Origin of the sequence: Amycolatopsis sp. NPDC058278 (assembly GCF_042881395.1) — a bacterium.
In the GTDB taxonomy this organism is placed as follows: Bacteria; Actinomycetota; Actinomycetes; order Mycobacteriales; family Pseudonocardiaceae; genus Amycolatopsis.
The window spans coordinates 24530-37313 of record NZ_JBHVXZ010000003.1 but is presented as its reverse complement, the minus strand read 5'-3'; the positions used below and the strand labels follow the sequence as shown (position 1 = coordinate 37313).

12 protein-coding genes are annotated in these 12784 nt (G+C 69.1%); 7 read left to right on the top strand and 5 right to left on the bottom strand.

Features of this window, described 5'->3' with window-relative positions; all coding sequences use genetic code 11:
* Positions 1-37: 37 nt before the first annotated feature.
* From ACFVYA_RS02040 to mnmA, 3 genes are all read left to right on the top strand, one after another.
* On the top strand, positions 38-1405 hold the full coding sequence (locus ACFVYA_RS02040; protein WP_387041314.1) for an MFS transporter: 1368 nt from the start codon (positions 38-40) through the stop codon (positions 1403-1405).
* A 64-nt stretch (positions 1406-1469) separates the two neighbouring features.
* Positions 1470-2666: a cysteine desulfurase family protein gene (locus tag ACFVYA_RS02035; protein WP_387041312.1), complete on the top strand. Its 1197-nt coding sequence runs from the start codon at positions 1470-1472 to the stop codon at positions 2664-2666.
* A gap of 3 nt (positions 2667-2669) precedes the next feature.
* On the top strand, positions 2670-3761 hold the full coding sequence (mnmA, locus tag ACFVYA_RS02030) for a tRNA 2-thiouridine(34) synthase MnmA (RefSeq protein ID WP_387041309.1): 1092 nt from the start codon (positions 2670-2672) through the stop codon (positions 3759-3761).
* A 7-nt stretch (positions 3762-3768) separates the two neighbouring features.
* Here the strand turns inward: mnmA and ACFVYA_RS02025 are convergent, their stop codons facing one another.
* The 5 genes from ACFVYA_RS02025 to ACFVYA_RS02005 all read right to left on the bottom strand — a co-directional run bounded on the left by ACFVYA_RS02025 (position 3769) and on the right by ACFVYA_RS02005 (position 8153).
* Positions 3769-5040, bottom strand: a complete 1272-nt coding sequence (locus tag ACFVYA_RS02025; protein ID WP_387041306.1) for a DUF222 domain-containing protein — start codon at positions 5038-5040, stop codon at positions 3769-3771.
* A 193-nt stretch (positions 5041-5233) separates the two neighbouring features.
* Positions 5234-5686, bottom strand: a complete 453-nt coding sequence (locus ACFVYA_RS02020) for a GNAT family N-acetyltransferase (RefSeq protein WP_285988982.1) — start codon at positions 5684-5686, stop codon at positions 5234-5236.
* A 10-nt stretch (positions 5687-5696) separates the two neighbouring features.
* Positions 5697-6098 (bottom strand): GNAT family N-acetyltransferase, encoded by a 402-nt coding sequence (locus ACFVYA_RS02015; protein WP_285988983.1) that lies wholly within the window; start codon positions 6096-6098, stop codon positions 5697-5699.
* 79 nt (positions 6099-6177) lie between these two features.
* Positions 6178-7221, bottom strand: a complete 1044-nt coding sequence (locus tag ACFVYA_RS02010) for an MBL fold metallo-hydrolase (RefSeq protein ID WP_387041301.1) — start codon at positions 7219-7221, stop codon at positions 6178-6180.
* A 104-nt stretch (positions 7222-7325) separates the two neighbouring features.
* Positions 7326-8153, bottom strand: a complete 828-nt coding sequence (locus ACFVYA_RS02005; RefSeq protein WP_387041298.1) for a phospholipid scramblase-related protein — start codon at positions 8151-8153, stop codon at positions 7326-7328.
* Between the two features lie 122 nt (positions 8154-8275).
* Here ACFVYA_RS02005 and ACFVYA_RS02000 point away from each other — a divergent pair, with 122 nt between their 5' ends.
* From ACFVYA_RS02000 to ACFVYA_RS01985, 4 genes are all read left to right on the top strand, one after another.
* Positions 8276-9313, top strand: coding sequence for a methionine synthase (locus ACFVYA_RS02000; RefSeq protein WP_387041295.1), 1038 nt, complete (start codon positions 8276-8278; stop codon positions 9311-9313).
* An 83-nt stretch (positions 9314-9396) separates the two neighbouring features.
* A complete protein-coding gene (locus tag ACFVYA_RS01995; protein ID WP_387041293.1) occupies positions 9397-10101 on the top strand; it encodes a hypothetical protein in 705 nt (234 codons plus the stop codon).
* 11 nt (positions 10102-10112) lie between these two features.
* Positions 10113-12293: an NAD-dependent DNA ligase LigA gene (gene ligA / locus ACFVYA_RS01990; RefSeq protein ID WP_387041290.1), complete on the top strand. Its 2181-nt coding sequence runs from the start codon at positions 10113-10115 to the stop codon at positions 12291-12293.
* Entirely contained in the window at positions 12286-12780 is a 495-nt protein-coding gene (locus tag ACFVYA_RS01985; RefSeq protein ID WP_387041287.1) for a GNAT family N-acetyltransferase, read from the top strand. Before ligA ends, ACFVYA_RS01985 begins: the two co-directional genes overlap by 8 nt.
* The last annotated feature ends 4 nt before the right edge of the window (positions 12781-12784 follow it).

Below are 12784 nucleotides of genomic sequence, written 5' to 3'. Positions count from 1 at the left end.
TGACCTCCAGCGGGCTGGAGGTTGCAGGCTGCTGATCATGGCCTCGACGATCGACTCCGCACCCCGTCGCCGAAGTGTGCTCTGGAGCGCGGAACATCGGCTGACCACGATCGCGCTGCTGCTCGTGGTCACATTGGTCGCGTTCGAGAGCATGGGCGTGGCGACGGCGATGCCCACGCTGGTCGCCGACCTCCACGGGTTGTCGCTCTACTCGTGGCCTTTCACGATCTTCCTGATCTCCAGCGTGGTCGCGACGGTGCTTTCGGGCCGGATCGGCGACCGCCGCGGCCCAGCGCCGGCGCTGCTCGCCGGGCCTGTGTTGTTCGCGGCCGGTCTCGTGGTCGCGGGAACGGCGAGCGGGATGCCGACGCTCCTCCTCGGTCGCGCGTTGCAGGGCTTCGGCTCGGGATTGCTCCTCGTCTCCGTCTCGCTCCTGATCGCGCTGACGTTCACCGACCACGAACGTCCGGTCATCTACGCCGCGAACGCCGCCGCCTGGGTTCTGCCAGCGGTCATCGGGCCCTCGGTGGCCGGGGTCGTGACGGTCAGCGTCGGCTGGCGCTGGGTCTTCCTCGGCTTGGTTCCGCTCGTGGCCGTCGGCGTGCTCATGCTGGTCGTGGTCGTCCGGCGCTTGCCCGCCCACGAACCCGCCACGGGCGGCCGGCGGGCGAGCGTGCCACAGGCGATCATCGCTGCGCTCGGCGTCGCAGCGTTGATGTGGGCGGCTCAACACCAGTCAGTCGTCGCGCTCGGCTACGGCACGGTCGGGCTGATCGCGCTGGGCTACGCGCTCCGGACGCTGCTGCCGACCGGGACACTGACGTCCCGCCCCGGCCTGCCGACGGTCATCGCCTCCCGCGCCCTGATCGCCGGAGCGTATGCGGGGATGGAGGCGTACCTCCCTCTGGTGATGAGCGCGGTCCACGGTTACAGCCCTGCCCTCGCCGGCCTGCCACTCACGATCACAGCGCTGGGCTGGTCCGCGGCGTCGGCAGCGCAGGGCCGGTACCTCGACTGGTCGCGAGAGGCGTCGCTGCGCACCGGGTTCTGGCTGGTCGCGGCCGGCCTGGTCGGCTTCGGCCTGGTTTCGCAGCCGTGGTTCCCCGGCTGGGTCGCTTTCGTGGCCTGTGCGGTCGGCGGCGCAGGCATGGGGATCGCGATGCCCGCGATCTCCGTCCTCCTGCTCCGCTACTCGCCCGAGGGCGAGCGCGGATTCAACACCTCGGCGATGCAGCTCGCGGACTGGGTCGGCTCTGCGCTGCTCATCGGCCTCGGCGGTGTCCTGCTCGGGGCGGTCGGCTCGGTTCTCGACCCGTCGCCGGCGATGGCCCTGCTCACGGTGGCCCTGGTGGCGCTCGCGGTGGTGGGTGTCCGGCTGACCGGGCGGTGGCCGTCAAAGGTGTGACAGCCCACTTCGAGGGCCAGGGTGGGCTTCGTCACGCGCTGGAGCGGACTACCCTGGAACCGCGATGACCTATCTCGACCACGCGGCGACCACTCCGATGTTGCCCGAAGCCATAGCGGCGATGACCGAGGCGCTGTCCACCGTGGGCAACGCCTCGGCACTGCATTCTTCGGGCCGCCGGGCTCGCCGGATGGTCGAAGAAGCCCGCGAAACCATTGCCGAGGCACTGGGCGCCCGCCCCTCCGAGGTGATCTTCACCGGCGGGGGCACCGAGAGCGACAACCTCGCGATCAAGGGGATCTACTGGGCACGTCGCGGTGAGCAGGAGCAGCGTTGCCGCATCCTGTGCGGCGCCGCGGAGCACCACGCAGTGCTGGATACCGTCGAATGGCTCGAAGCCCACAGTGGCGCCGAGGTCACGTTGCTCGACGTGGACAGCCAGGGGCGGGTGTCGCCTGATGTCCTCCGCGCAGCCATCGCCGCGGATCCCGACACCGTGGCGTTGGCCACCGTGATGTGGGCGAACAACGAGGTCGGCACGATCAACCCGATCGCCGGGCTGGCGGCAGTGTGCGCCGAGTTCGACATCCCGTTCCACACCGACGCGGTCCAGGCCGTCGGGGCCGCACCGGTCGACTTTGCCGCCAGCGGCGCCGCAGCACTCACCCTGACCGGGCACAAGCTCGGTGGCCCGTTCGGCGTGGGAGCGCTTCTGCTCGGACGTGATGTAGCTTGTGCGCCTCTGCTGCACGGCGGAGGCCAGGAACGCAACGTCCGCTCCGGGACCCTGGACGTCCCGGCGATCGTGAGTTTCGCGGCTGCGGTCCGAATCAGTGTCGCGACCCGAGCCGACTACGCGAAGCGGGTCGAGGAACTTCGAGACGGGCTCGTCGAGGCCGTCCAACGTGAGGTACCCGACGCCGTCCTCAACGGTGGAGAGGGCGAGAGGCTGCCCAGCCATGCCCATTTCACCTTCCCCGGATGCGCCGGCGACAGCCTGTTGATGCTGCTCGACGCCAAGGGCATCGAATGCTCGACGGGGTCGGCGTGCACTGCAGGCGTCGCCCAGCCGAGCCATGTGCTGCTCGCCATGGGGGCCGACCCGGCGGCGGCTCGCGGTTCCCTCCGTTTCTCCCTTGGCCACACATCCACCACTGCAGACGTCGAGGCCGTGGCCGCGGAGATCGGTGGCGTCGTCATGCGCGCCCGGCAGGCCGGCCTCGCCGGAATGCGCAAGCAGACCCAGAAGCAAGAGGTGTAAGCAATGCGGGTATTGGCCGCGATGAGCGGAGGAGTGGACTCGGCGGTCGCCGCGGCGCGCGCGGTCGACGCCGGGCACGACGTCGTCGGTGTGCACCTGGCCCTGTCGGCCAAGCCGGGCACTCTGCGGACCGGCTCGCGTGGGTGTTGCACGATCGAGGACTCCCACGACGCCCGGCGGGCCGCCGACATTCTCGGAATCCCGTTCTACATCTGGGATTTCGCCGAGCGCTTCACCGAAGAGGTCGTTGAGACCTTCGTCGGCGAATACGCTGCCGGGCGCACCCCGAACCCTTGCGTCACCTGCAACGAGAAGATCAAGTTCGAAGCGCTCCTCGAAAAGGCGATGGCGCTCGGATTCGATGCGGTCGCGACAGGTCACTACGCGCGCCTCACCGTGGTAGACGGTGTGCCTGAGTTGCGTCGCAGCGCGGACAGCGGCAAGGACCAGTCGTACGTGCTCGCCTCGTTGACACCTGAACAGCTCAGCCACGCCATGTTCCCCCTGGGCGGCTCGTGGAAGACCGACGTGCGGGCCGAGGCGGAGCGACGAGGCCTGTCCGTCGCCAACAAGCCGGACAGCCACGACATCTGCTTCATCCCGGACGGCGACACCAAGAAGTTCCTGGAGAACCGGCTGGGACAGCGTCCCGGCGAGCTCGTGGACGCGGAAACAGGTGCGGTCCTCGGCCGGCACACGGGGGTGCACGGGTTCACGATCGGCCAGCGCAAGGGCCTGGGGATCGATGCTCCGGCGCCGGATGGCCGTCCTCGGTACGTCCTGTCGCTCGAACCGGTCTCGGGCTCCGTCAAGGTCGGTTCCGCGGCCGGCCTCGGCGTCAAGGTGATCGAGGCTGACCGGGCGATCTGGCCCAGTGGCCGGCCGCTGACCGAACCCACCGAATGCGTGATCCAGGTCAGAGCGCACGGAGGGATCGTGGATGCGGTCGCCGACGTGGACAACGACACCATGACGCTGCACTTGCGTGAGCCGCTGCGCGGAGTCGCTCCGGGTCAGGTCGTCGTTCTCTACCGTCCTGATCCCGGCGATGGAGACGTTGTCCTCGGCAGCGCGAAGATCTCCGGCACGCGCTGATCCTCGATCACTTCCGGGGCTTCTTCCGGAGCCGGTTCGCCCGTCGGCGGCCGGGGTGCATCGACGGCGGCGTTGTCGAATGGACTTGTCCTGTCGGCGTCGCGACGTTGAGCGTGCCGTCCGGCGCGACTTCGTAGTCCCAGCCAGGCTGTCCCTCCAGCTTGCTGTGCCGCGAGCAGAAGGTGACTGCCTGGTCCGCAATGCCTCCAGGCTCGCCCTTCGTGCGAGTCGCCTTGAGCTCGCAGCTCTGTGCGGGGCGCGTGCATCCGGGCTGTCGGCACTCTTGGTCGCGAACCCTGATGAACTCGTCCTGCTCGAGCGAGTAGCGCGTCGGAGAAAGTTCGACCGCGTGACCGGTTCGCGGATCGGTGAGAACTCGGCGCAGCGTGGTATCGGGGCCGCCGATGATGTGCCGAGCCAGCGCAGACGCAACGGGGCCGCGACCGGACAACGCCGCCGGAGTCTGGTTGAGGCCGAGGTAGGTGGCCAGGTCGATGTGCAGGAAGACCTCGGTGCGTTCGCTCGGGCCGCCTGTGCCGCTGAGCAGCAGATCGATGGCCACGTCCGCGCGGAGCTGATCCAGCGTTCGCGGTTCGTCCGGCGTCTTCAACGCACGGGCGGCCTGGTCGACGCGGGCGTAGGCGGCGGTTGCCTTCTCCGTCGGTGCGTTGGTGACCGACAGATGGGTCACGCCGGTGTCTTGGTGGTGGAGGGTGAGCCGCCGCTCGACGAGCTTTCTCTCGGTGCGGAGCGCTGCGCCGTCGGGATCGGCCTGCACGGCGGCGTAGGTCGCGGCCCGGCGGACCTGGGTGGCGTTCCGTCCTGGCACCCGATCCTCGAGCGTCGCGTCGACGACACGGACGTGATCTCCCGACAGCCATGCCGTCGCATCGGTGACCTTCATGGCGCGATAGAGGTCGAGCCGGCCGTCATCCATGAGGTTGAGCATGCGAGGGAGGCGGGCAATCAGTGCGTTGGCCGCAGAAACGATGGCACTGGCGCGGTGTTCCGTTGTGGACAAGGCCAACGCGACTTCTGACGACGCGCTGGGCGCCCGTCTCCGTCGCACGCTCAAGTCCGCGATCGCTCTCAGCTGCACGGCTTGCAGCTTCGAGATCTCCGCGTCGGTATCGCGGATCAGATCGATGACCTGGTCGTCTTTCATGCGCTGCAACGTGTTCGGGTCGGCGCGGACCGATTGCAGCACGAACGGAAGTTCGCCGCCGGCGCTGTGAAGGGAGGCGGGGAGGAGCTTGTGGACTGGTTGTGAATTTGTCATGAGCTCGACGGTACGACGGCTCGCAAGGAAAGTCATCAAAAGGGCGCGAATGGACCGTTCGCGCCCTACGTCTTGACGGATGGTAATTGTTTCGGGATCGTTCCCGTATGCGCACGTGCGCGTGACGCTCATGGGAGGGTTGATGTCCGAAATAGACAGTCGTTGCTTCGGCGTGGGTAGCGGGCTTCGCCGCTCAGAGCTTGAGCTTGAATCCCGTGTGACTGGGTACGAATCCGAGCCGCTCGTAGAACCGGTGTGCTTTCGTCCGGGAGGTGTCCGACGTGAGTTGCACCAGGGCGCACCCGCGCCGCCGCGACTCGTCGATCGCCCAGCGGACGAGATCGGCGCCCAGCCCGGTGCCTCGATGGTCGGCGTGAATCCGCACGGCCTCGATCTGGCCGCGAAGCGCGCCGCGCCTGGCTAGCCCCGGAATGATCGTCAGCTGCAGGGTGCCGACCGGCTTGTCGTCTGACGCGACGACCACCAAAAGCTGATTCGGATCCGCGACGATGTCGTCAAAGGCGCGCAGGTAGGGCTCGAGGTCGCCGGGATCGTCCCGGGTGGCGCCGAGCTGGTCGTCCGCCAGCATGTGCACGATCGCCTCGATGTCTTCTCGCCGTGCCCTGCGGATGGTGTAGTCGGCCACGACGTCAGTATCACAGGACGCGGGTGAATCCTTGGTAGCTGTACTCGAAACCGAAGCGTGCGTAGAAGTCTCGCAGGTCGCCGCGGTTGACGCCCGAATCGAGGTGGATGCGCGCGCACCCGCGCCGGCGGGCTTCGTCGATGCCCCAGGTCAGGAGCGCGCTGGTCACACCGCGCCGGGCGGCGCGGATGCCCTCGAGCAGGCCACGGGACGCGCCGTCCCAGGCGAGGCCTCGAAGCACGGTCAGCTGCGCAGTGCCGGCGACGCCGTTGTCGTCCTCGGCAACGACCAGCGTGACATGCGGGGTGGTCATGAGTTCCCCGAGGGCGGCCGCCAACGGTTCGCCAGGTGCGCCGAACAGGCGCACAAGCGCCTCGATGTCCGTTGCCCGGGCGCGTCTGATGACCTCCATTGCACCCAGTATGCAGGAGGCCCGACGGCGGACCTAACTGCAACGAGGTGGCTACCCGCAGTGCTGGCCGCGCGTGGGCTCAGTTCACCGCGTAACGACGAACCCCGTCGACGTGTTTGGCGCTCAGTTTTCCTTGGGACACCAGGAGATCGAGGTGCGCTGCGGTTTCGAGGACCGCAAGCATCTGATTGAAGGAGTCCATTTCGGACAGTTTGCGGTTGCGGCGGGTCCAGCCGATCCGGTGTGCGGCTTCGTACGCGCAAGTAGCGCCGGCCTCGATTTGGGAGGCTACCGTCTCGAGACGTTGACGATGGTGTTCCAGCAGCTCGTCGACCCGGGTGTGCACGCTCTCGGACACCGGGCCGTGGGCGGGAAGCATGCGGCGGTCAGGCATGGCACGCACCAAGCGAAGCGAGCCGATGAAGTCGTTGAGCGGAAGTTCGGCCGGCACCGGCTGGAACCCGATGGAGGGCGTGATGTGCGGAAGCACGTGGTCGCCGGAGAACAACAGGTCGGCGGTGTCGTCGACGAAGACGACGTGACCGGATGTGTGTCCCGGAGTGGCGACGACTTCGAACTCGCGCCCGGGCAGGATCGGCCGCGGGCCCGGTGTCAGCCATTCGTCGGGCGCTTCCCAGAGGTCGGCTTCCGTGTGCCGCCGGCTCGTGCCGAACTGACGGGCCAGCGCTTCCACGACTTCGCCGGCGCCGGCCTGGACCAAGAGGTCGACCTGGGCTTCCATCGGCAGGCGGTCGGGATTGCCGGATGCCTTGAGCGATGGCTCTTCGTCCTGGCCGAGAGCGATCTTCGAGCCGAAGTCACGACGGAGGACCACCGCCTGCGAGTAGTGGTCCCGATGCACGTGGGTCACGAGGAATTCGCTGACGTCGGCGAGTCCGGCGCCGATCCCGTTCAGGGCGTCGGCGAGCTGTTGCCGGGCCACGGTCAGCGCCCATCCGGAATCGACCAGGACCAGCTTCTCGCCGTCGGTGACCGCGTAGACGTTGACCGCGCGTAAAGCATCGTTGGGCAGCGGCAACGGGATCCGGTAGACGCCGGACGAGACCTCGTAGATTCCGGGCTCGGTCCAGTTCCTGTCGCTGCTTTCCGGCAACGGTTCCACGGTGACCTCCGTCCCGGCGAGACTGCGGCGTCCCGGCCTTTCTTCACCCTGAGCCGTGCCGGGCCCGCTGTCCACCGGGAGGAGATGAGACGCCGGTCACTCGATCAGTCGGTGTCCTGCTTCAGGGCCGTGTCGATCGTCAGGGCCGCGGCGACCACCATGCTGGCGAGCGGATCCGGCAGCGGGTGAGGGATCTCCACGACGTAGTTGTCGGCCGTGGTGAAGGCGGCTTTGAGGAACCCACCCCAGGTCTTGGTCACCCGGGCGACCTCGGTGTCGGCGTGGTCGCGGATCGAGAAGTTCCAGGCTCGCCAGTTCTCGGCGAAGATCCCGCCGACCGGCCGGCCGTCGACGATGAAGCCGAACCGGATCTTGCCGAAGACGTTCTCCTGGACGATCTCGCCGATCGGCGTCTCGTCGGCCCTGGTGACGAGGAACCGGGACTTGAACACCTTCGCCGGCCGGGTCACCTTGAGCACGGTGCTGTGGTTGGCGTCGCGGACTTCGAACTTGTGGGTCAGGAACTGGTCGTAGTTGGTCAGGAGCCGGATCGCCTTTTTCAGCGTGCTCTGGCCCACCTCGACGACCCCGCCGAGCCGGTTGCCGTCTTGGTCGAAGACGCCGAACTCGTTGGCCATTTCGATCAGCTTGGCGCGCTGGTTGACCACGAGGACCGGCTCGGTGAACAGGGTCCCGCCCCCGGCGCGTGTTCCGCCCCTGCCACGTGTCGCCCGATTGACCTGGTTCTGGATCCGGGCCGGGTCGTGGGCGCGCTCGATGTCCAGCTCGATCGGCTCGGAGTCGCTCGGCGGCGGCGGGGATGGGTGGGCCGGGCGGGTGTCGGCGGTCCAGGCCCGGCCGTCCCACCATCGGTGCAGACGGGGGTCCCGCGCGTCCGGGTACCAGCCCGGCTGCGGTGGCGAACTCGTCATGGCCGGTCAGCCTATCGCCGCGGACCCGCTCATGGTGCCACTCAAACGGAAATGCGGTGTATGTCCGCATCTTGACGCCCCGGCCGGTACCGGCACCGAGGGGTCGACCAGAATCGGTGGTCGTGAGTGAGCGAATCTGGCCCAGCGGAGCCGCGACGGCGATCGGATCGATGCCGGGCGACGATCCGGCCGAAGCGGCGGCGGTCGTGTTCGGCGAACTGCCCGACTTCCCGCACCTGCCCGAGCTGCCGGCCCGCGGCGTCGGGGCGGACATGCTGGGCCGGACCGCCGCACTGCTCGTCGACCTGGCTGTCGAGGTCGTGCCGAGCGGCTACCGCGTCGCGTCGCGGCCTGGGCACGAGCACCGCCGGGCCCTCGATCTGCTTCGCTGGGATCTCGACGCCGTGCAGGAGGCGCGGGAGAAGGCCGGGGTCACCCCGCCGGTCTTCAAGGTTCAGCTGGCCGGGCCGTGGACGCTCGGCGCCGGGATCGAACTGGCCCGGGGCCACCGGGTGCTCACCGATCGCGGGGCTTTGCGGGACTTCACGTCGTCCTTGTTGGACGGCCTGGCCGACCATGTCGCGGAAGTGCGGGCCAGGACCGGCGCGCCCGTGGTGGTCCAGTTCGACGAACCGTCGTTGCCCGCGGTGCTGGCCGGCGACCTGTCGACGCCATCCGGCTATGGGACCGTCTCCGCAGTGCCGGAGCCTGAGGCCCGCCAGCTGCTCACCACCGTGATCGAGGGCGCGCGACGGATCACCGATCGCCCGGTGATCCTGCACTGCTGCGCCGCGAAACCGCCCCTGGGACTCCTGCGTGAGGCCGGCGCGGATGCCCTGGCTTTCGACCTCGCCGCGCTGGATGGCGCCTCCGCCGCGTTCCTCGACGAGATCGGCGAGGTGTGGGACGGCGGGGCGACCCTGTTCATGGGCGCCGTTCCGGCGACCTCGCCGGCGTCTCCGCCGAGCCTGAAGGACATCGGAGAGCCGGCGTTCCGGCTGGCCGACCGGCTCGGCTTCAACCGCAGCATCCTCGCCGAACGGGCGGTGCCGACACCCACCTGCGGGCTCGCCGGCGCGACGCCGGAATGGCTGCGGCGAGCCCTGGCGCTGACCCGGGACCTCGGCAAAGCCTTCGTGGAGCCGCCGGAAGGCTGGTGACGGATTCCGGCAACTCGCCGACGTCCGCTCTGGCCGGCAAGTAGCGTGTCGCGTAGCCGACCGAACGAGGATCACCCGTAACCATGCGTCTGTTCCGCCGCAAGAGCGCCGCCGCCGATCCGCCCGACCCGCGCACCGCGTGGCCCGAGCAGCCCGTGCCGGACGATCCGGCGGCCGCCGCGGAGGCGTTCTGGCACGGCTGGTTCGAGCTGCTCCCGATGGTCAGCGCGGCACTGGGCGAGGGCGAGCCGCACCGGGTCGAGCACGAGCTCTGCCAGCTGGTCGAGGCGCTGCACCCGCGGCTGCACTTCTCGCTCGAGCGTGGTCGCCAGGCGATCTACGCCCTGGTCGTGACCGGTCAGGAAGATCCCGACGTGCGGCCGTTCACCGACGCGTGGCGCGCGGCCGCACCGCCGGACGACGCGATCTGGGAGTACCACGATTCGGTCCCGCCGGTGCCCGATCCGACCGAGGTCACGGTGAACCTCGGCGAGCACCGGATCGCACTGGCCGATGTCCGGGTCGTCGCCCAGGTGGACGACGAGGAGCACGTGGTCGACGTCGCCGTGTTCCACCCGCGCTTCGGCGATCTCGACGACGCCGCCCGGCGGACCATTACCTTCCTGCCGCTCGACGCGACATTGGGTGAACGGCTCGCCGCCGAACGACTACGGCGCGTCGAGACCGCGGAGGCCGAGCCGGCCGGCGCCATCACCCTTCTGGAGCTCCGTGAACTGGTCCGTGGACTGGGCGGCGGACCGGACGAAAATGTCGGTACCTCCGGCTAGGGTTACCACCCGTGAGCAGCACCGAACTTCCCCAGGACCAGGTTGCGGCGGTCGACGCCCCGGTGGCCGCGGAGGACGTCGCCGACGTCCCGGCCGACGTGCGCGAGCGGCACAGCGCCCTCGCCGAGGAACTGCGCGACCACCAGTTCCGCTACTACGTCCTGGACTCGCCGATCATCTCCGACGGGCAGTTCGACGAGCTGCTGGGCGAACTGCAGCGGATCGAGGAGGCGCACCCGGCACTCGTCACGCCCGAGTCGCCGACCCAGCGGGTCGGCGGCACGTTCTCGACCGAGTTCACCGCGCACGACCACCTCGAACGCATGCTCAGCTTGGACAACGTGTTCGCCGAGGACGAGTTCCTGGCCTGGGTCGAACGCGTCGAGAAAGAGGTCGGGCGCACGGAATTCCTCGCCGAGCTGAAGATCGACGGCCTGGCGATCAACCTCCTGTACGAAAACGGCCACCTGACCCGGGCGCTCACGCGGGGCGACGGCCGGACCGGTGAGGACGTCACGCTCAACGTCCGCACGCTCGACCAGGTGCCGCAGACGCTGACCGGCACCGAACAGTTCCCGGTGCCCGCCCTGGTCGAGGTGCGTGGCGAGGTCTACTTCCGCGTCGAGGACTTCCTCGAGCTGAACGCGAAGATGGTCGAAGCCGGCAAGCCGCCGTACGCGAACCCGCGCAACACCGCGGCCGGCTCGCTGCGGCAGAAGGATCCCAAGGTCACCCGCGAGCGCCGGCTGCGGCTGATCTGCCACGGCCTCGGCAAACGCGCGGGCTTCGAGCCCCAGCGTCAGTCGGAGGCGTACGACGCGCTGGCCGCGTGGGGGCTGCCGGTGTCGCCGCACAGCAAGGTCCTGAGTTCGGCTGACGAGCTCACCGCGCACATCGCCTACTGGGGCGAGCACCGGCACGACGCCGAGCACGAGATCGACGGCGTGGTCATCAAGGTCGACCAGGTGGCGTTGCAGCGGCGGCTGGGCACGACGTCGCGCGCCCCGCGGTGGGCGATCGCGTACAAGTACCCGCCGGAAGAGGCGATCACCACACTGCTGGACATCCAGGTCGGCGTCGGGCGGACCGGGCGGGTGACCCCGTTCGCGGTCACCGAGCCGGTCACGGTCGCGGGATCGACCGTGGCCAGGGCCACCCTCCACAACCAGGAGGAGGTCAAGCGCAAGGGGGTGCTCATCGGCGACCGGATCGTCATCCGGAAGGCCGGCGACGTCATTCCCGAGGTCCTCGGTCCGGTCGTGGATGCGCGCACGGGCGACGAGCGCGAGTTCGTCATGCCCACCCACTGCCCCGAATGCGGCACGGAGCTTGCCTACCAGAAGGAGGGCGACAAGGACATCCGGTGCCCGAACACCCGGTTCTGTCCCGCGCAGCTGCGGGAGCGCCTGTTCCACCTGGCCGGGCGTGGCGCCTTCGACATCGAGGTCCTCGGGTACGAGGCGGCGGTCGCGCTGCTCGACGCCCGGGTGGTCGCCGATGAGGGCGACGTCTTCGACCTGAACGAAGACAGCCTCGCCGAGGTCGAACTGTTCCGGACCAAGGCGGGGGAGCTGTCGGCGAACGCGCGGAAGCTGCTCGCCAACCTCGACGCGGCCAAGGACCGGCCGTTGTGGAAGGTGCTGGTCGCCCTGTCTATCCGGCATGTCGGGCCGACCGCGGCACAGGCGCTGGCCCGTGAGTTCGGCTCGATCGAACGGATCGAGCAGGCCTCCGAGGAGGAACTTTCGGCAGTCGACGGCGTCGGCCCGACCATCGCCCACGCGACGCAGGAGTGGTTCGACGTCGCCTGGCACCGTGAGATCGTCGAAAAGTGGCGACGCGCCGGCGTGCGGATGGAGGAGGAGCGCGACGAGTCGATCCCGCGCCACCTCGAGGGGCTGTCGATCGTGGTGACGGGCTCGCTCGACGGCTTCTCGCGCGATGAGGCCAAGGAAGTCGTCATGGCCCGCGGTGGCAAGGCCGCCGGGTCGGTCTCGAAGAAGACCGCCTTCGTCGTCGTCGGGGACTCGCCTGGTTCGAAATACGACAAGGCCATCCAGCTCAAGGTGCCGGTGCTCGACGAAGCCGGCTTCCGCGTCCTGCTGGAGCAGGGCCCCGACGCGGCGCGGGAGGTAGCGCTGCCGGCCGGCGACGAGACCGCCGAGGAAGAAACCGGGGGTACGGATGGGTGACGTCGAGATCAGGCCGCCGCAGCCCGAGGAGTACGCCGCGGCGGGCGAGGTCACGGTGCGGGCGTACGAGGCCGACGGCCACTTGGCCGACGACGTCGGCTACGACGCGATGCTGCGTGACGTCGCGCGACGGGCCGAGAAGGCCGAGGTCCTGGTCGCCGTGGATGGGGCGGGGGAGGTGGTCGGGACCGTGACCGTCGTGCACCCGGGGTCCGAATACGCCGAGGTCTCGCGTCCGGGCGAGCTGGAGTTCCGGATGCTGGCGGTGGCGCCGTCGGCGCGCGGCCGCGGTATCGGCGAAGCCTTGATCAAGGCCGTGTTCGACCGCGCTCGCGCGCTCGGCCTCCGCAAAGTGGTGCTCAGCAGCGTCGACCGGATGCACAGCGCGCATCGGCTCTACGAACGCCTCGGGTTCACGCGCCTGGCCGAGCGGGACTGGCGGCCGTTCCCGCACATCTCCCTGATCGCCTATCAGATCGACTGCTGACCTG